22 protein-coding genes are annotated in these 17,301 nt (G+C 69.1%); 13 read left to right on the top strand and 9 right to left on the bottom strand.

The window, feature by feature from the left end; all coding sequences use genetic code 11:
• Positions 1 to 182 precede the first annotated feature (182 nt).
• Entirely contained in the window at positions 183 to 1,238 is a 1,056-nt protein-coding gene (locus D8670_RS13680) for a sigma factor-like helix-turn-helix DNA-binding protein (protein ID WP_121818688.1), read from the top strand.
• Between the two features lie 24 nt (positions 1,239 to 1,262).
• Here D8670_RS13680 and D8670_RS13675 read toward each other — a convergent pair whose 3' ends face one another.
• Positions 1,263 to 1,976: a DUF7117 family protein gene (locus D8670_RS13675; protein WP_121818687.1), complete on the bottom strand. Its 714-nt coding sequence runs from the start codon at positions 1,974 to 1,976 to the stop codon at positions 1,263 to 1,265.
• Positions 1,977 to 2,226: 250 nt separating this feature from the next.
• Between D8670_RS13675 and D8670_RS13670 the strand changes: the two genes are divergently transcribed.
• A complete protein-coding gene (locus D8670_RS13670; protein WP_121818686.1) occupies positions 2,227 to 2,631 on the top strand; it encodes a DUF7528 family protein in 405 nt (134 codons plus the stop codon).
• A gap of 38 nt (positions 2,632 to 2,669) precedes the next feature.
• A complete protein-coding gene (locus D8670_RS21025) occupies positions 2,670 to 2,816 on the top strand; it encodes a hypothetical protein (RefSeq protein WP_162994306.1) in 147 nt (48 codons plus the stop codon).
• Positions 2,817 to 3,092: 276 nt separating this feature from the next.
• On the opposite strand, the gene D8670_RS13665 is transcribed toward D8670_RS21025, so the two are convergent.
• Positions 3,093 to 3,377 (bottom strand): amphi-Trp domain-containing protein, encoded by a 285-nt coding sequence (locus tag D8670_RS13665; RefSeq protein ID WP_121818685.1) that lies wholly within the window; start codon positions 3,375 to 3,377, stop codon positions 3,093 to 3,095.
• Positions 3,378 to 3,600: 223 nt separating this feature from the next.
• On the opposite strand from D8670_RS13665, the gene D8670_RS13660 reads away from it, so the two are divergent.
• From D8670_RS13660 to D8670_RS13650, 3 genes are all read left to right on the top strand, one after another.
• A complete protein-coding gene (locus D8670_RS13660; protein ID WP_121818684.1) occupies positions 3,601 to 3,876 on the top strand; it encodes a PadR family transcriptional regulator in 276 nt (91 codons plus the stop codon).
• A 134-nt stretch (positions 3,877 to 4,010) separates the two neighbouring features.
• On the top strand, positions 4,011 to 5,285 hold the full coding sequence (locus D8670_RS13655; protein WP_121818683.1) for an MgtC/SapB family protein: 1,275 nt from the start codon (positions 4,011 to 4,013) through the stop codon (positions 5,283 to 5,285).
• Between the two features lie 55 nt (positions 5,286 to 5,340).
• Positions 5,341 to 6,708 (top strand): class-III pyridoxal-phosphate-dependent aminotransferase, encoded by a 1,368-nt coding sequence (locus D8670_RS13650; protein ID WP_121818682.1) that lies wholly within the window; start codon positions 5,341 to 5,343, stop codon positions 6,706 to 6,708.
• A gap of 54 nt (positions 6,709 to 6,762) precedes the next feature.
• On the opposite strand, the gene D8670_RS21020 is transcribed toward D8670_RS13650, so the two are convergent.
• From D8670_RS21020 to D8670_RS13635, 4 genes are all read right to left on the bottom strand, one after another.
• Complete coding sequence (locus D8670_RS21020) at positions 6,763 to 6,927, bottom strand: hypothetical protein (protein WP_162994305.1); 165 nt, start codon at positions 6,925 to 6,927, stop codon at positions 6,763 to 6,765.
• A 61-nt stretch (positions 6,928 to 6,988) separates the two neighbouring features.
• On the bottom strand, positions 6,989 to 7,345 hold the full coding sequence (locus D8670_RS13645; RefSeq protein WP_121818681.1) for a hypothetical protein: 357 nt from the start codon (positions 7,343 to 7,345) through the stop codon (positions 6,989 to 6,991).
• A 2-nt stretch (positions 7,346 to 7,347) separates the two neighbouring features.
• Positions 7,348 to 7,674, bottom strand: coding sequence for a ribbon-helix-helix protein (locus D8670_RS13640; RefSeq protein WP_121818680.1), 327 nt, complete (start codon positions 7,672 to 7,674; stop codon positions 7,348 to 7,350).
• 57 nt (positions 7,675 to 7,731) lie between these two features.
• Positions 7,732 to 7,989, bottom strand: a complete 258-nt coding sequence (locus tag D8670_RS13635; protein ID WP_121818679.1) for a zinc ribbon domain-containing protein — start codon at positions 7,987 to 7,989, stop codon at positions 7,732 to 7,734.
• Between the two features lie 87 nt (positions 7,990 to 8,076).
• Here D8670_RS13635 and D8670_RS13630 point away from each other — a divergent pair, with 87 nt between their 5' ends.
• Entirely contained in the window at positions 8,077 to 8,997 is a 921-nt protein-coding gene (locus D8670_RS13630; RefSeq protein ID WP_121818678.1) for an HhH-GPD family protein, read from the top strand.
• 4 nt (positions 8,998 to 9,001) lie between these two features.
• Here the strand turns inward: D8670_RS13630 and D8670_RS13625 are convergent, their stop codons facing one another.
• Positions 9,002 to 9,733 (bottom strand): GNAT family N-acetyltransferase, encoded by a 732-nt coding sequence (locus D8670_RS13625; RefSeq protein WP_121818677.1) that lies wholly within the window; start codon positions 9,731 to 9,733, stop codon positions 9,002 to 9,004.
• Between the two features lie 138 nt (positions 9,734 to 9,871).
• On the opposite strand from D8670_RS13625, the gene D8670_RS13620 reads away from it, so the two are divergent.
• From D8670_RS13620 to D8670_RS13610, 3 genes are all read left to right on the top strand, one after another.
• Positions 9,872 to 10,456 (top strand): NADPH-dependent FMN reductase, encoded by a 585-nt coding sequence (locus D8670_RS13620; RefSeq protein WP_121818676.1) that lies wholly within the window; start codon positions 9,872 to 9,874, stop codon positions 10,454 to 10,456.
• Positions 10,457 to 10,556: 100 nt separating this feature from the next.
• On the top strand, positions 10,557 to 11,519 hold the full coding sequence (locus tag D8670_RS13615; RefSeq protein WP_121818675.1) for a DUF7972 family membrane protein: 963 nt from the start codon (positions 10,557 to 10,559) through the stop codon (positions 11,517 to 11,519).
• An 83-nt stretch (positions 11,520 to 11,602) separates the two neighbouring features.
• Positions 11,603 to 12,205 carry a YIP1 family protein gene (locus D8670_RS13610; RefSeq protein WP_121818674.1) on the top strand — a complete coding sequence of 201 codons (603 nt, stop codon included), beginning with the start codon at positions 11,603 to 11,605 and terminating at the stop codon, positions 12,203 to 12,205.
• Positions 12,206 to 12,253: 48 nt separating this feature from the next.
• Here the strand turns inward: D8670_RS13610 and D8670_RS13605 are convergent, their stop codons facing one another.
• Positions 12,254 to 13,297 carry a DNA-methyltransferase gene (locus D8670_RS13605; protein ID WP_121818673.1) on the bottom strand — a complete coding sequence of 348 codons (1,044 nt, stop codon included), beginning with the start codon at positions 13,295 to 13,297 and terminating at the stop codon, positions 12,254 to 12,256.
• Between the two features lie 68 nt (positions 13,298 to 13,365).
• Positions 13,366 to 14,076 (bottom strand): helix-turn-helix domain-containing protein, encoded by a 711-nt coding sequence (locus tag D8670_RS13600; RefSeq protein WP_121818672.1) that lies wholly within the window; start codon positions 14,074 to 14,076, stop codon positions 13,366 to 13,368.
• A gap of 135 nt (positions 14,077 to 14,211) precedes the next feature.
• On the opposite strand from D8670_RS13600, the gene D8670_RS13595 reads away from it, so the two are divergent.
• From D8670_RS13595 to D8670_RS13585, 3 genes are all read left to right on the top strand, one after another.
• On the top strand, positions 14,212 to 14,823 hold the full coding sequence (locus D8670_RS13595; RefSeq protein WP_121818671.1) for a TetR/AcrR family transcriptional regulator: 612 nt from the start codon (positions 14,212 to 14,214) through the stop codon (positions 14,821 to 14,823).
• A complete protein-coding gene (locus D8670_RS13590) occupies positions 14,820 to 16,298 on the top strand; it encodes an MATE family efflux transporter (RefSeq protein WP_121818670.1) in 1,479 nt (492 codons plus the stop codon). Before D8670_RS13595 ends, D8670_RS13590 begins: the two co-directional genes overlap by 4 nt.
• A gap of 113 nt (positions 16,299 to 16,411) precedes the next feature.
• Positions 16,412 to 16,966 carry a class I SAM-dependent methyltransferase gene (locus D8670_RS13585; RefSeq protein ID WP_121818669.1) on the top strand — a complete coding sequence of 185 codons (555 nt, stop codon included), beginning with the start codon at positions 16,412 to 16,414 and terminating at the stop codon, positions 16,964 to 16,966.
• Positions 16,967 to 17,301 lie beyond the last annotated feature (335 nt).

The following is a 17,301-nucleotide window of genomic DNA, read 5'->3' as shown; positions in this document are numbered from 1 at the left end:
TCCGGACCGTCGAAGCGGCGCGACCTGTACGACAGAAAATGTAAGCCGAGGTTATTTTCTAGAAGAAGCTCAACAATATTTATTGAGGGGTACGTTGGTTCATCTTACACAGAGAGATGCGAGACGTTCGATCAGCTATATTACTGTTGGAGCGGTAACAGATAGCGCCAACACGTGGAACTATGAGCGACTCGATCGACCCCGGACGAGGCGGAGAGCGGTCGGCGGCGTCCCCCGGGCCCCGGGCGGTGATCCACAAGAAGATCCTGGAGGCCGCCGAGGCGCGACCGGACGCGTCGTACGACGAGCTCGCGGACGCCGTCAGCGGGGCGTCCGCCGACCTCGTCGAGCGGGTCATCGACGAGTACGGCGACCCAGCGGACGAGGACGGGCAGGCGGACGAGGACGGCGACCCGACGGCCGAGGGCGGACAGGACGACGCGAACGACCACCAGAACGGCTCGGCGGAGCCGCCGACGGACACCGACGAAACCATGAGCACGACAGACGCCCACACCACCGACGACGCCCACCCGGACCTCGAACAGCTGACCGACCGACAGGAGCGCGTCTTTCGCGCGGTCTACGACCGGCCGGACGCGACCCAGGAGGAGATCGCGGCGCAGTTCGACGTCAGCGCCGCGACGATCAGTCAGCGAGTCAACGCCATCGACGGGTTCGACTGGTCGCGCCGGCGGGCGTTCGTGGAGTCGCTGTTCGAAAACGGCACCGACGCGCCGCCCGAGGGCGGTTCGGCGTCCCGGTCCGCGGCCGAGTCGGAGTCCATTGAGGCCCGGCCGGGGACCGAGGCAGGGACGGAAGCCGACTCCGACCCGGCGTCGCCCGGTTCCGAACGAGAGTCAGCCGGTTCCGAAACCGCAGCCGCTGATCCCGAACCGCACTCGGACGACTCCGAAACCGCACCCGCCGGTTCCGAAGCGCAGCCCCGAGATCCCGAACCAGCGTCCGTCGATCCCGAAACGCACCCGAACGGCGACACCTCCGCGGACGCGGACGCTATCGCGGATCTGTCCGCACAGGTCGACGACCTCGCCGAGCGGGTCGCCGCGCTAGAAGGGCGGATAGCGGAGCGGTCGCCACCCGAGGGAGCCTTCTCCGACCCGGACCTGGTGAGCAAGATGGTGCACGCGTGCATGGAGTCCGAGCGCGTCACCGAGGAGGAGGAACTCCGGATACTCCGCGGCGTCATGACGACGGCGGAACCGACCGACTCCTGACCGGCGCCTCGCCGGGGGAGTCGGTCACTCCGCCAGCCGGTCGAGCCGGTCCCGCGCGTTCGTCAGGGCCAGTTCGTCGTCGTCCCGCAGGTACCGCGCGAGGTCCCGAATCGCGGCCGCGAGCGCGTCCGCCGTGCTCGGTTCGACGTCACCGCCGAGGGCGCGCAGGCGCTTCTGGTGCTCGCGAACGCCCTCCAGCGCGTCCTCCGCCGCCGGGTCCTCGCCGTCGTACCACCGGCGGAGCTCGCTCCGGTACTCCTTCACGGCGTCGGCGACGCCGAGCCCGCGCGCCTCGCGCATCGAGTCGGGCACGTCGACCGGGTCCGGCCGTTCGCCCCGGTCCGCGCTGCGGAGCAGTTCGAGGAAGTAGTACTCCTCCTCGTCGGTCGGCTGGAACGACCGCCCGAACAGGTCGGCCGCGTGCAGGAGTTCGTTCGCCGCCAGGTACGTGTCGTCGAGGTCCTGGAGGTCGCCGGCGTGGACGAACCCCCGGCTGCGCACGTACTCCCGGCACGTCTCCTTCGCCGCCGTCGCGACCCGGTGAAGCGGGTCCGCGTCCACCCGCTCGCGCGCCTCGGTCAGGTCGAGGTCGACGGGGGCCGCGGTGTGGAGGGTGCGCTCCTCGTCGACGCCGACGCTATGCATGCTCCCGCAGTCGGGACAGGTGACGCTCCCGGTGTCGTAGTACGACCACCGCGTCCCGCAGTTCTGACACTCGCGCTCGCCGCGGATCTCCATGGTCGCGGGTTCGCGTCGCTCGGTCAAAACTCCGGCGACGGCGAGTGCGGTCCGACAGGCCGACCTGCGCGACCACCGGGGTTTATGCGCCGCGACCCGCTAACTCCGGGCGCAATGTCGTCTCACACTGCGTCCGACGGGGATAGAGTAAGTCGCCACGCGGCGGCTGGTCGAGAAATTCTCGACCAACAGTGACCACTCGGTAGACGGTGACTCGTTCTCGCGCGAACGCCGCGCCGACCAGCGACCGGTGTCGGTCGCGACGGACGGCGACGCGGTCGTGCTCGACGCCGGCGGCGTCAGCCGCGAACTGACCAGGGAGCAGGCCAGAGAGTTGCGCGCGGCGCTCGGGGACGCGCTCACGGAGCGCCGCGAGTTCGTCCGCACGGTCGGTACCCGCCGGGACGACGGCGCGTACGTCGTCGAACGGCGGGGCGCGGACTCCGCGGGCCACCGGAAGGTGTTCGACGGCTTCGCGGAGTGTCGCCGCCTGTACGACCGGCTTCCCGACGAGTTCACGGCCGACGACGTGCGCCACGCGGGCGTGACGGGCGGCCGGCGACACATGCTCGTCTGGCACTTCGCAGAGCACGACGCCTTCGACTGCGCGCTCGTCTCGCGACAGCCGCTCACAGCGAGAAAGGGAGGGGAGTAGGACCGGGGTTCTTACCGCAGGGGTCCGTACCCCCGGCCATGCGATCGGAAGAGGAGATCCGGGAGCAGTACGAGTTCCTGAAGGAAGAACTGGACGACGAGGAGATGAACCACGAGGGCGTCCGGCAGATGTTCAGCTACTACCGCCGCGCCCTCGGGTGGGTGCTCGAAGAGGAGCACATGTAACCCGCCCGGAACCTACCAATCGCTCGTCCTGTGTCGTTACATTTAAGGTATCGTGGCATCTTCGTTCAGGTGACGCTTCGCTTGGAGGGCCGAAGCGTCAGCGGGGACCAATTCAGGGCGGCAAGCGACCCACGCGCGCTTTTCACTCGCGTGGGTCGCTTTCCATTTCCTATTCGAATCACTACGTCGCGAGCGACGGCCGCTCGTACTGTCGATCCATCTCACCGGAGAGCGGTCGCGCTGCGAAAAGAGCTGTCGGCTACCTCGTGGCGCGCGTCACTCGATGCGTAAGTCGCCGTCGGAGCCGTCGCCGCCGCTCTCGTTCTCGTCCCACTCCAGTTCGAACTCGATGCTCATCTCGTCGGGGCCGGACCCCGTCTCCCGCTCGGCTTTGACCTCGAACGTCGGCGAGGACGGCGGGTCGACCGTGATCGAGCGGTCGCCCTCGGAGACCGTCACCGGCTCGCCCGCTTCCAGTTTGTCCGCGACGCCACGGAGCATCGCCGCCACGTCCGATCGGCTACGCTTCCCCTCGGATTCGAAGAGTACTTCCTCTGCCATACCTCGCCTACGTCGTCCGTCGAGATAAGCGTACGTGCCCGCCCGGAGAAACGGCTCGCGCGTTGTAAACGACGTGTTACCGCTCGCTCTACGCGCTTCAGTCAGATACGTTAGGGTTGATACCCGCGCAAAACTCGGCGTAAGAAGCCCTATCGACCCGATCTCGGGGAAGAGTCGTTATACTTATTTTATTCCAATAACAACATCAGTGCGTACTTAACCAATGTACGACCTGACAGGATTCCAGCGAGACCTGTTGTTCGTCATCGCGGGGGAGGAGGAACCACACGGGCTCGCGATCAAAGAAGAACTCGAAGCGTACTACGAGAAGGAGATACACCACGGGCGCCTGTACCCGAACCTCGACACGCTCGTCGACAAGGGGCTCGTCGAGAAGGGACAGCGTGACCGGCGCACCAACTTCTACACGCTCACCCGCCGCGGGCGGCGCGAGATAGAGGCGCGTCGCGACTGGGAGAGCCAGTACGTCGACGTATAGGCCCGGTTTCCGCGGTGGCGGTCGGCGATCGCGAGAGACGGGGAGCGGCCATCCCGGCGCTCCGACGGGGGCGGCAGTCGCTCGGGACGGATCGACGCTCAATACTTAACTTTCCGAACACTGTAGGGCCAACAGTGTCGGTACTCGTCGCTCAGGTCGCGTCCGATCCGCTACAGAGCACCGTCGCTCGTATCGTGCTCGCCGGAGCGCTCGGGCTGTTCCTCGGTCTCGAACGGGAGTGGTCGCACAAGTCGGCCGGTATCCGGACGTTCTCGCTAGTCGGCCTGCTCGGCGCGGTGTTCACCGTGCTCGACCAACCGGCGCTGCTCGTGGTCGGCGGCGTCCTCGTCATCGTCCAGGGGATACTGCTCGCCTCGCAGGGGCTGCTCACCGACCCCGAGGAGGCGGGCCTCTCGCTGACAACGTCCGTCTCGATGCTCGTCGCCTACGGCGTCGGCGTGCTGGTCACCGCGGGCCACGTTCTGGAGGGCGTCACCGTCGCCGTCCTCTCCTCGCAACTGCTCGTGTTGAAGCGGGAGCTCCACCGCTTCGCGGGGAACCTCTCCCGCGAGGAGATGCAGTCCGCGACGGAGTTCGCCATCCTCGCGTTCGTCGTCTACCCGCTGCTCCCGTCCGGCGAGGTGACGGTGGGCTACGACCCCGTCACGGTGGCGTTCGAACCGCGCGTGGTGTGGCTGATGGTCGTCACCGTCGCCGCCATCGGCATCGTCAACTACGTCGTGGTGCAGACGTACGGCGGCCGCGGCATCGCCGTCACCGGCTTCTTCGGCGGCCTCGCCTCGTCGACGGCCGTCGTCGGGACGATGCTCGACCACGTGCGACAGACGCCGAGCGCCGCCTCGTACGCGGTGGCCGCCATCCTGCTCGCCGACGCGGCGATGGCGGTTCGCAACCTCGCCATCGCCGTCGCGTTCACCTTCCCCGACGTGCTCGTCGACGCGGTGTTGCCGCTCGGGGCCGTGATCGTCGGCAGCTTCGCCATCGCGGCGTACACCGCCGACTGGTCCGAGTCGGTCGAGATGGACCTGGAGGACCCGTTCTCCCTGCGGAACGCGCTCGGGTTCGGCGCGATCTTCGCGCTCGTCATCGTCGCCGGCGCCGTCGGCCAGCAGCAGTTCGGCTCGGCGGGGTTCTACGTCGCGACGTTCATCTCCGGGCTGGTCTCCAGTGCGGGCGGCACGACCTCTGCCGTCGTGCTCTACCGCGGCGGCACGGTCGACCAGACGACGGCCGTGTTCGGCATCCTGCTCGCCACCGCGTCGTCGATCATGGTCAAGGCGTTCCTCACGCTGATGGGCCCGAGCCGGTCGTTCGCCTACCGCGTCGCGCTCTGGAGCGCCGTGTTGCTCGTCGGCGCCGGGGCCGTCTCGCTCGTCGCGGTGCTGTAAGAATTGCGGGAACCGTAACGAATTATTTAAAAGATACCTCCCTGTACTGGGACCTATGGACCGCCACACCGCGGAGCCCCAGGTCACGGAGATGCCGGGCGAACGAGCCCGAGAGTGGGCAGCACACCATCGCGACGCCGCCGCGACCACGACGTACGTCTACGACTTCGTCTGGGACGTGACGGCCGACGCGGAGGGTCCCTTCTGCACGGACGTCGACGGAAACGTGCTGCTCGACTTCACGAGCCACGTCGCCGCGGCGCCGCTCGGGTACAACAACCCCAAGATCATGGACAAACTGCGAGAGTTCGACCTCGTCGACCCCCTCAAGTTCGCCGGGCAGGACTTCTACGCCAGCGGCGGGTGGCCGCCCGAGGACCCGGAGTTCCCCGGTCCCACCCAGCTGATGCACCGGCTCACCGACCTCACGGACCACTACGACATGGACACCGTGTTCCTCTCGAACTCCGGCGCCGAGGCGGTCGAGAACGCCATGAAGGTCTGCTACGACAACCGGGACGGCGCGAAGTACGCGATCACCTTCGACGGCGCGTTCCACGGCCGCACGCTCGGCGCGCTCTCGCTCAACCGCTCGAAGGGGAAGTACCGGCGCGATTTCCCCGAGGTCTCGACGGTCCACGACGTTCCCTTCTGCGGCGACGAGGACTGCGCGCCGGGTAACTGCACGTGCGGGTTCTTCCCCGGCGAGGCCGACGACCCCTCCGTCCTCCGCCGGAAGCTCGACCCCAGCACCGGCCACATCGACCCCGACGAGGTCGCCTTCCTCATCATGGAGCCGATCCAGGGCGAGGGCGGCTACCGCTTCCCCAGCGACGCGTTCATGCGGGAGGTCCAGGCGGTCTGCGACGAGCACGGCATCCCGATCGTCGCCGACGAGATCCAGGCCGGCGTCGGCCGTACCGGCGAGATGTGGGGGTCGGACCACTACCCGATCGAACCCGACGTCATCTCCAGCGCGAAGGGTCTGCGCGTCGGCGCGACCATCGCGAACGACGACATGTTCCCCGACGAGCGCGGCCGCCTCTCCTCGACGTGGGGCGCGGGCGACGTGGTCGCCGCGATGCAGGGCGTGCTCACGCTCGACGCCATCGAGGAGCACGACCTCATGGACAACGCCGTCGAGCGCGGCGATCAACTGCAATCCCGGCTCCGCGAGGCCGACGGCGAGGTCGTCACGGACGTCCGCGGCAAGGGCCTGATGGTCGCCGTCGACTTCGACAGCGAGGGGTGCCGCGACGACGTGATGGAGGCGGCGCTGAACCGCGGCCTCCTCACGCTCGGGTGCGGTCACCGCACGCTCCGCCTGCTCCCGCCGCTCGACGTGACCGAACGGGAGATCGACATCGGCGCTGACCTGCTTCACGAGGCCATTGCGGCCGCGACGCCGGCGGCGAGCGTCTGAGACCGGGGCGCCGAAGAGTCGCTCCGCGATCGCCGGCTCGGTCCGTCTCGGCGGTCACTCCGCGCCGTTCGCCGTAGCGGGCTCGTCCTCGTCGTGGTCGAACAGCCAGTACAGCGCGACCGCGAGGACCGCTTCTAGCGGGCCGATAAAGACCGCAGCGATCAGGAACGCGACGTAGGCGAGGACCCCCGCGTCCCCATCGGGATTTCGGTCAGGCATCGTCCGCCGGACAGACGCGGGACGGCTTCGCGTTTTCGGTTCGGGACGTTCGATCGCGCCCTCACCGGTCGGCCGTCTGCGAGAGCACGATCAGATTCGCCACGAACCCACCGACGGTCAGCGTGACGACGCCCGTGCCGAGCACGAGCAGCGCGAACCCGACCGTCGCGAGGGTGCCCCCGACGTACCGGTCGCCGAGGACGCCGACGAGGCCGAGCGCCATCGCCGGCGCGCCGACGATCAGGCCGGCGCGGAAGGCGGCGTCGACGCGGCCGTCGAGGCGGTTGACGCCCTTCTCGTCGTGCGCGAACACGCGGTACGCGAGCACTGCGCCGACGACCACGAGGGCCACGAGCAGCGCGAACAGCGCGAGGCCGCCCTCGACCGCGTTCAGTTCGGGAAAGTCGGGGTGGAACACGCCTAGAACTGGTAGCGCCGCTCGTCTTTCTGCTGGGGCTGGGGGAAGCTCCCGCCGGTCATCTCCTCGAACGTCATGCCGGAGAGGTACTCGTCGTACGTCACGTCGTAGGTGCTCCGCAGGTGGAAGTCGAGCTTGCCCGACTCGACCGTCGACTGGAAGAGCAGGTGGACGGCGCGGCGGACCAGGTCCTCGGGTTCTTCGGGGTCGAGGGCGGCGACGAGCATCGTGAGTTCGCGCTTGGTCTCCTCGTCGAGCGCGACGTCGAGGCCCTCGTCGATGTCGGCGTAGGCGGCTTCCACGTCGTCGTTCAGGTCGTCGAGGCTCATACCGGGGGAGTAGGGGGCGCGCGGCATACGGTTTTCGAGTCCCCGCGACCGCCGACGCTACGCGTCGAGCGAGCGCCCGCAGTGGCCGCAGGCGTCCGCGTCCGGGTCGTTCGGACTGCCGCACCCGGGGCAGTTCGTCGGGGTGACTCGGTCCGCGCCGTCCGTCTCGCTGGCTACTTCCGTCAGGATGCCCGCGACGACGAGCGCGCCGCCCAGGCCGATCCAGAGGAGCGGGCCGGCCGCGAGAAACAGCGACAGGGCGAACGGGAGGATGGCGACGACGAGGCCCAGAACGATCAGGTCGGTGCCTTCCATAGCCGTATGAGGTCAGCGACGTGAAATAAACGTTCCTCCCGGCCGCGACCGGCAGGCGTATGCCGGTCGCGTCGTAACTCGACGCCGATGAGCGAGGCCGACGAGTCCCCGTTGTCCGCGGACGTCGACGCCGTCCGGGACGCCCTGATCGAGTGGTACGAGGCCGACCATCGGGACTTCCCCTGGCGGCGGACCGAGAACCCCTACGAGATCCTCGTCTCAGAGGTGATGAGCCAGCAGACCCAGCTGAGCCGCGTCGAGACGGCGTGGGCGGAGTTCCTGGAGCGCTGGCCGACCGCGGCCGACCTCGCGGCGGCCGACCGCGCGGACGTGGTCGGGTTCTGGACCGACCACAGCCTCGGGTACAACAACCGGGCGCGCTACCTCCACGAGGCGGCCGACCAGGTGACGGAGGCGTTCGGCGGCGAGTTCCCGCAGACGCCCGAGGAGCTACAGGAGCTGCAGGGCGTCGGGCCGTACACCGCCAACGCCGTCGCGAGCTTCGCGTTCGACAACGGCGACGCCGTCGTCGACACCAACGTCAAGCGGGTGCTGTACCGCGCGTTCGACGTGCCGGACGACGACGGCGAGTTCGAGCGCGTCGCGCGGGAGCTGATGCCGGCCGGCGAGTCCCGGGTGTGGAACAACGCCGTCATGGAGCTCGGCGGCGTCGCCTGCGAGAAGACGCCCGCCTGCGACGCGGCGGGGTGTCCGTGGCGCGACTGGTGTGCGGCCTACGAGACGGGGGATTTCACCGCGCCGGACGTGCCGACCCAGCCCTCGTTCGAGGGGAGCCGCCGGCAGTTCCGCGGGAAAGTCGTCTCCCTGCTCGGCGAGTACGACGAACTCGCGCTGGACGAGCTGGGGCCGCGCGTCCGCGTGGACTACAACCCAGACGGCGAGGGCGAGGCCACGCGGGAGTGGCTCCGCGACCTCGTCCGCGATCTGGAGGACGACGGCCTCGTCGAGTTCGACGCGGAGCGCGGTGTCGCGCGGCTGCGGCGGTGACCGCTCAGAGCTCGCGGGCCATCATCACCTCGTCGACGAGGTCGCCGTCAAGCGTGTAGTGGTTCCGGCGGATCCCCTCGGTGTGCCAGTCGTGGGCCTCCAGAAACGCCATCGCCTCGTCGTTGACGGCCGGCACGCTGTTGTACACCTTGCGGTAGCCGTTGGCCCTCGCCCACTCGGCGGCACGCTCGAGGAGATGGCTGCCGATGCCCATCCCCCGATACGCCTCGCGCACGCCGACGGTCAGCTGCGCGACGTTGTCGAGTTTCTCGAGCTGGGGGAGGTCGAGGTGCGTCCAGCCGATCACGTCGCCGCCGTCGACCGCGACGAAGAACACGCGGGACTCGACGGTGTTGTGCCGGGTCACGGTGTCCTCGTAGAGGAGCTGTTCGGCGACGGTCTCCGCCACGACGTAGTCGGACGTCTCCGTCACGTCGCGGATGGCGTCCACGAGCGGCTCGAAGTCCTCGCCGTGCGCGGGGCGGATCGCGTACGTGACGTCGTCGGTCGCGTACTGCTCGGCGGTCCCCGCGTCGACCGCGATCCGGAGCGTCCCGCCCTCCTCCGCGACGTACCCGCTGTCGGTGAGCCGCTCCAGTTCCTCGCGGAACTCCTCGGCCGGGAGCGAGACCATCTCCCGCACTCGGTGTCGGGCCGCGGTGCCGTGACGCTCCACGAACTGGTAGATCTCCTTGCTTTCCTCCGTCTCGAACGAGAGGCGGTCGAGGGTCCGCATGTCCGGTGAGTACGAGCACCACCGCCTTAGCGTTGGTGCGATCCGGCGTCCGAAGCCCGGCGTCGTGACCGACCCGCTCACCGACACCGATCCGTCGGGGTCGGTGCCTCTTAGTGCGTCTCCGTCGAACTCCCGGCCATGTCCGAAGACGTACGCGTCGTCGGTATCGCCGGGAGCCTCCGCGAGGCGAGCGCGTCGCGCAGGGCGCTCGACAGCGCGCTGGACGCGGCCGACCGCGCCGGCGGGACGACGGAACTGCTCGACCTCCGGGAGTACGACCTACCGATGCTCGATCCGGACGAGGCCGACCCCGAGGACGCGAAGCGGCTGAAGGCGTCGGTGCGAGAGGCCGACTCCATCCTGCTTGCGAGCCCGATGTACCACGGCTCGTACTCGTCGCCGCTGAAGACGGCGCTCGACTACTGCGGGTTCGACGAGTTCGAGAACAAGACCGTCGGCCTGCTCGCGGTGGCGGGCGGGAGCTTCCCCATCACCGCGCTGGAGCACCTCCGGTCGGTCTGTCGCGCGCTCGACGCCTGGGTCATCCCCCATCAGGCCGCGGTGCCGAAGTCCCACAGCGCGTTCAGCGACGGCGCGTTCGTCGACGACGGGGTCGAGGAGCGTGTCCGCGAACTCGGGGAGCAGGCGGTGCAGTACGCGAACATCGAACCGGACCCCGAGTCGTTCGAGAGCGAGGAGAACGTCGGCGCGGTGAACCGGTAGGCGGTCGACGAGGGCGCTTCGGCGGCATCCTCAGCGCGGCGAGTGGTCACTGAATCGCCGTTTCCCGACCCTTTCGGCCGTCCGCGTCCTACGACGTTACGTGACCGAGCTAACGAGCGACGGCGAGCGGTCGCTCCGCGACCGCCTCACCCAGCAGGTGTTTCTCGATCTCCATCGGGAGACCCTCGCGGCAGCGCTCCTCGTCGGCGTCGTCCTGCTCACCCGCGGGCTGATATGGATCGACCTCCTCACGGTCGATCCGAAGAGCCTCGCCGGGACGGCGTTCGGCAGCGGCGCTGTCGCCGGTCTGTTCACTCTGATCACCGTCGTGCTGTCGATCAACCAGCTCATCCTCTCGCGGGTGTTCGGGTCGCCGAAGGGGCTCCGCGACGAGTTTCAGGGGACCCGCGAGGTTCGCGGGACGGTAGCGGACATCACGTCCGAGGCCGCGATCCCCACCGACCCGGGGCAGTTTCTCGCCCGGATCGGCGAGGGGCTGATGGCCCACGCCGATCGGCTCGGCGGGGACTACGCGCCCGACCTCCAGTCAGAGGTAGACGAGTACGGATTGGCGGTCGCGGAATACGGCGAGCGGATCGCCGCCGTCACGGAGAACGACAGGGCGACGAACGTCCTGACGAGCATGCTCGGGGCGCGGTACGCCGACCTCGTCGCCGAGACGGAACGACTCCAGCGGGCCCGCGGCGACGACCTCGACGACGCCGACCGTGAGACGCTTGACGAGGCGCTGCAGCTCCTGGAGGCGACCTCCATCGTCCGGCAGTACTTCAAGACGCTGACGATCCAGCAGAACCTCGCGAAGGTGTCCCGGCAGGTCGCTATCACGGGATTCGTCGCGCTTCTCGCGGCGTTTTACGTGGGGTTCGTCTATCGGACGGGGGCGGACACGTCAGTCAACCCGACCGCGCTCCCCTGGGTGGTGAGCATCGCGCTCGGGGTGGTTCTGAGCCCCCTGATAGTGCTGCTCGTCCACATCTTCCGCATCTCGACGATCATGTGGTACACCGTCTCGGTCGGTCCGTTCGTCCGCCCGGAGCGCTGAAGGGGAACGGCTTTACTCCCCGCCCCGACGTGTGTCACTATGGACGTGTTCGCCGCCGGACCGCACTCCCGCGAGGTGGTCTCGTGACCCAGTGGATCGAGAACCCGACGGGCGGCCGGGACCGCGGCCCCCGGGCGCTCGTCCGCGCCTGGGCGGAGGTGCTGACGCGCCCGAAGCGGTTCTTCCGGACCGCCGTCGCGCCGGGGGATCAGGCTCCCGGACTCGTGTTCGCGATGGCCGTCGTACTGGTCGAGGAGTTGCTTCGATACGCGCTGGTCGCGGACCCCTACCCCGTCGTCGCCGGCCAGCGGGCGCTGTCGGCGGTGCTGTGGCTCGGCGTCGCCGTGGTCCTCGTCGCCCCGGCGGCGCTCCACCTGACCGCGGCGCTGGAGACGGTACTGCTGATGCCGTTCGTCCCGGACCGGGCCGGGATCAGCCAGACGGTACAGACCATCGCCTACAGCGCCGCACCCTGCGTCTTCGCGGGCGTCCCGATCCCCGAGGTGCGGGCGCTCTGTGGCTTCTACGCCGCCACGCTGCTGGTCGTCGGGATCGCCACGGTCCACGACGCGAGCACCGACCGGGCGGCGCTCGCGAGCCTGGTTCCGGCCGCGCTCGTCTTCGGCGTCGGGTTCCGTACGTTCGACGCCGTCGAGACGCTGCTCAGGCAGTGGTACATCATCTAGCCGACACGGGTCGCCGCGGACCGCCCCGGGGGACGGCCGTTCCGTCCGTCAGAACGGTTCGTGCGTCGCCGCGTACCCCGTCTCCGTCTGCCGGACGTCCGCGGCGGAGTACAGCCGGATCTCCCGCTCCTGTTTCGTCCGTACCGGCGCGTCGTAGTGCTCGGCCTCGTAGCCCAGCGAGTCGCCGTCCGCCCGGACCTCCGCGACGAACTCGCGGTGGTCGGCGAGGCGGCGCTCGTTGATCGCGTTCGAGAGCGCGGGGACGTCGTCGACGTAGTCGTCGAACGCCTCGACGAACGACGGCGAGAGCTCGTAGCCGACGGAGTTCCGCGCGCTCGCCATCGCCGCCGCGGTCGTCGTGCCCGTGCCCCAGAAGGGATCGAGCACGGTGTCGCCGCGCACGGAGTACATGTTGACGAGGCGGTACGGGATGGCGAGCGGGTAGGCGCCGGAGCGCTCGCGCAGTTCCGGATCGACCGCGTCGTCGAGCTCCTGCGTCCGGCCGCGCACGTCGGTCCACACGTCGGAGAACCACTCGTTGCGCTCCTCCCAGAAGTAGGCGCTTTCGTAGCGCCGCGTCGCGTTCGGCTCGAACCGCCGGGAGCCGCCGTTGCGGAACACGAGGACGTACTCGTGCTCCAGGGTGACGTAGGCGTTCGGCGGCAGCATGCCGGAGCCCATGAACTTGCTCGCCTTGTTCGTCGGCTTGCGCCAGAGCACGTCCGGGAGCGCCTGAAAGCCCAGATCGCGGAACGTCTCCGTGACCTGCACGTGGTTCGGGAACTGCTGGAAGCTGTCGCCGATAGAGCGGGTGGCGTCGCCGACGTTGACGCAGGCGATGCCGCCCGGGACGAGCACGCGGGCGACCTCCGCCCACACCTCATCCAGCAGGTCGTGCATCAGGTCGAACGCCCGGTCGCCGTCGGCCGCGTCAAGCGCCTCGCCCACGGCCGGGTCGAGGCTGGCGAACGTCTCGTCCCACATCTCGATCATCGGGTACGGGGGCGAGGTCACCACCAGTTCGACGCTGTCGTCCGCAAGCTCCGCCATCGAGCGGGCGTCGCCGACGTGCACCTCGTGTGTTGTCTCCACGTCGTCACGTCCGACGCCGCGCCGCCCCGTAAAACGGTCGGTTCGCGAACCACTCGGTGCGGCCGGTATCAGAGCCGGTCGTCTAGGCCCGTCATCGCGGACATCGCGGCCTCCAGCACCTTGCGTTCGCCGCGCCGGAGGTTGGTCGAGACGGCCGTCTTCGAGACGTCGAAGTGGTCAGCGAGGTCGCCGAGCGTCGTCTCTCGGGGGGACTGGTAGTAGCCGCGTTCCGCCGCCGTCTGCAGGGTTTCGAGCTCCGTGTCGGTGAGCGACCGGCAGCCGTCGAGGAGGTTGAGCGCGCTGTCGGAGTTCTCGATCAGGTCGAACAGCGTCGTCGCGTCGAAGTGGTCCCTGGTCTCGACCCGGAAGTCGTTGTGTCGGTCGAGTTCCGCGAGGGTCTCGTCCTCGGTGGCGTCGTCGTCGAAGCCGACGTGCCAGTGCTCGCGGCCGTCCTCGATCTGGAACGGCCCGGTGATGTAGCCGCCGTTGCGCTCTATCGTCCGCATCGCGTTCGTCTCCTCGATCGCGGTCGCTATCTGGGCGACGTTCTCCCGCTTCGAGAGGATGGAGCACTGCTTCATGTTCCGGTGGTCCCGGAGGGTGTGCAGCCCCTTGTCGAGGGCGCCCCGCGAGTCGGCCTTGGCCACGAGACGGGTCTCCAGTCGCTCGGCGTCCGTGTCCAGTTGCCACTGCACGGCGGAGAACGCGATGTCCTCGTCGTCCGTCGTGTCGATGAACGGGCAGTCGTACTGCCGCATGTCGATATCGAGGTCTATCATCGCGCTATGGCCCGTGGTACCGTCTTACACTTTATAACGTTTGTCATTATTTACCGGAACTGAAACGCGGGAGGGAACGCGCCCGGCGAGGTCGAACGGCAAGCGTTAAACGGCTGAATGAACGTTTATTCAACAATGGGGACGGACCTGTTCGAGGACGCGCCCGACGACACCCGGGCGGCCATCATGCAGGCGACCTACCGAGCGCTCTGCGAGCACGGGTACGCGGGCCTGACGATCCAGCGGATCGGCGACGAGTTCTCGAAGAGCAAGTCGCTGCTGTACCACCACTACGACGGCAAGGACGACCTCCTGCTCGATTTCCTCTCGTTCATGCTCGACCGTTACCGGGAGACGGTCCCGCGGTGGGAGAGCGAGGATCCCGAACCCCGGCTCCGGTCGCTGATCGACTACGTGGTCCCGGTCGACATCGACGACGAGCGCCGCGAGTTCCGCAAGGCGATGGTCGAACTCCGGGCGCAGGCCGCTCACGACGAGGCCTACCGCGACCACTTCACCGAGAGCGACCGGTTCTTCCGGTCGGAGGTGGCGAAGGTCGTCGCCGAGGGGATAGAGCGCGGCGACTTCCGCGACGTCGACCCGGACGCCGCCGCGGCCCACCTCCAGACGACGTTCGAGGGGGCGATGGTCCGCGGGGCGACGACCGAGTTCGGCGACGAGGCGGCGGCCGTCCGCGAGGAACTGCACCGCTACGTCGATAGGCTGGTCGCGGAGGACGACGAATGAGCGGGGCCGGCGACGACCGCGCCGTCGACGTGGTGAACGGCGCGCTGGTGAAGCCGCTCGTCCTCCTCTCGCTTCCCATCGTCGTCACGAACCTGCTGCAGGTGGGGTACAACCTGGCCGACACCTTCTGGGTCGGCCGCCTCGGGCAGGCGGCGGTGAGCGCCATCTCCTTCTCGTGGGCGATCGTCTTCCTCGTCATCGCGCTCGCGGCCGGCTTCACCGTCGCGGGGACGGTGCTGGTCGCCCAGAACAAGGGCGCGGGGAACACCGACCGGATCGCGAGCGTGGCGGGCCAGACCATCACCTTCGTCGTCGTCGTGTCGGCCGTCCTGTCGGTCGTCGGATACGCCGCCGCGCCGTGGCTTCTCCAGTTGGTCGGCGCGCCTCCCGGCTCCGAGGAGTTCGCGCTGTCGCTCGCGTACACCCGGACGATGTTCCTCGGCCTGCCGTTCGTCTTCGGCTTCTTCATCTTCCAGGCGCTCCTGCAGGGGTGGGGCGACACCCGGACGCCGCTGTACCTGATGGCGTTCGGCGTCTTCCTCAACGTGGTCGCCGACCCCTTCTTCATCCTCGGGTTCGAGGGGAACGTCCTGTTCGCGTGGACCGGCCTCGAATCGCTCGAAGCGTCGCTGTACGCGGCGACCGGCTTCTCGGGGTTCGGCGTCCGCGGCGCGGCGCTGGCGACCATCATCACCCGCGGGATCGGGGCCGCGATCGGCGTCGCCCTGCTGCTGTCCGGCCGCGTCGGCATCAGCCTCTCACCGTCCGACTTCGTGCTCCGGTCCGACACCGTCCGGAAGATCGTCCGGATCGGCGCGCCCGCAAGCGTCGAGCGGAGCATGGTCGCCGTGAGCACCACCGTCGTGACCGCTCTCGTCGCGCTCGTCGGCGCGGACGCCGTCGCCGGCTACGGTATCGGCACCCGCGTCACCTCGATGGTCGTCCTGCCCGCGCTGGGACTGGCCCGCGGCGTCGAGACGGTCGTCGGGCAGAACCTCGGGGCCGACCAGCCGGACCGCGCCGAGCGCGGCGTGTACGCGGCGACGGCGATCATCGTCGTCTGTCTGCTCGCGCTGTCCGCCGGCGTCTACGCCTTCGCCGAACCGATCGTCGGCGTGTTCATCACCGGCGAGAGCGCCGCCGAGGTGATCGCCATCGGGGGCGACTACCTCCGGGTGGTCGGCGCGTCGTACGTCTTCATGGGGGTGTTCTACGTCGTCCAGGGGGGCTTCCGCGGCAGCGGGAGCACGCGCCTCGCGATGGTGTTCGCGTTCTTCGGCTTCATCGTCTTCCGGGCGTCGCTCGCGTACGCGCTCGTCGGGCCGCTCGACATGGGCGCGATGGGCGTCTGGTACGGCGTCGCCGCGGCGAACGCGCTCATGGCCGCCGCGGCCGGGCTGTACTTCCTCCGGGGCACGTGGGCCGACGGCGTCGTCGACCCGACCAGTCCGAACGCGGCGCCGAGCGACGACTGATCGGACGGCCGCTCGCGGCCGCTACCTCCCGCGGCCGATCACTCGCCGCAGCCGACTCGGCCAGCCGCTCCCCGCCCCGGTCCACTGAAACCCCTGCTTGTCCAAGGGGACGTATGGGATTTCACACGTACGACCCCGAGAACGCCGACCGACTGGAGGACGCCGCCTTCCGCTACCGCCACTGCTCCGTCGAGGAGCTGCTGGGTCCGATCCCCGACGGCGGGACGGTCGTCGACCTCGGCAGCGGCACGGGCTTCTACACCGACGACGTCGCGAAGCGCGCCGACCGCGTCCACGCCGTCGACGTGCAGGAGGCGATGCACGACCGCTACCGGGAGAAGGGCGTCCCGGAGAACGTCGACCTCGTCACCGCCGACGCCGCGGACCTGCCGTTCCCGGACGACGAGGCCGCAGCCGTCGTCTCGACGATGACGTACCACGAGTTCTACGGCGCTGCGGCGCTGTTCGAACTCCGGCGCGTCCTCCGGCCGGAGGGCCGACTGGTGCTCGCGGACTGGTCGGCCGACGGCGCCGGCGAGTCCGGCCCGCCGACCGACGAGCGCTACGGTCCCGACGAGGTTCGCGGGCACCTCGACGCGGCCGGCTTCGTCGTAGAGCGCCTCGACGAGCGGCCCGAAACGTGGTTCCTCGTGGCGGCTTCGCCGTAGCGATGCGAGCGCGGCGGCGGAGTCGCCTGCGGCGGATGGTCGGTCGCGCGGCGAGAGAAAGGGCGTGGGAGAAGAACGGCGGTTGTCGAGAGAGCTGAAGAGAGGCGTCAGCGGGGAGCGGGCGGAGCGGCGCGGTGGGGAGGGCGGAGGGAGGGGAGACGGCGTCAGCGAGGGCGGATCGGGGGGCGAAAGCGTCAGCGGTGTGGACCGGGGAGGGGACGGTCGGGGGAGCGCGGAGGGCGCAACGGCGTGGTGGAGGGCCGGAAGCGTCAGTGGGGGAGGGGAGCGGGCGTCAGCGGGCCTCGGAGGGCAGCGTCAACGGGGAGCGGTGACCG

Origin of the sequence: Halostella limicola (assembly GCF_003675875.1) — an archaeon.
Classification (GTDB): Archaea; Halobacteriota; Halobacteria; order Halobacteriales; family Natronoarchaeaceae; genus Halostella; species Halostella limicola.
Note: the sequence above shows the minus strand (reverse complement) of the source record. Positions and strands in the feature narration are given on the sequence as shown.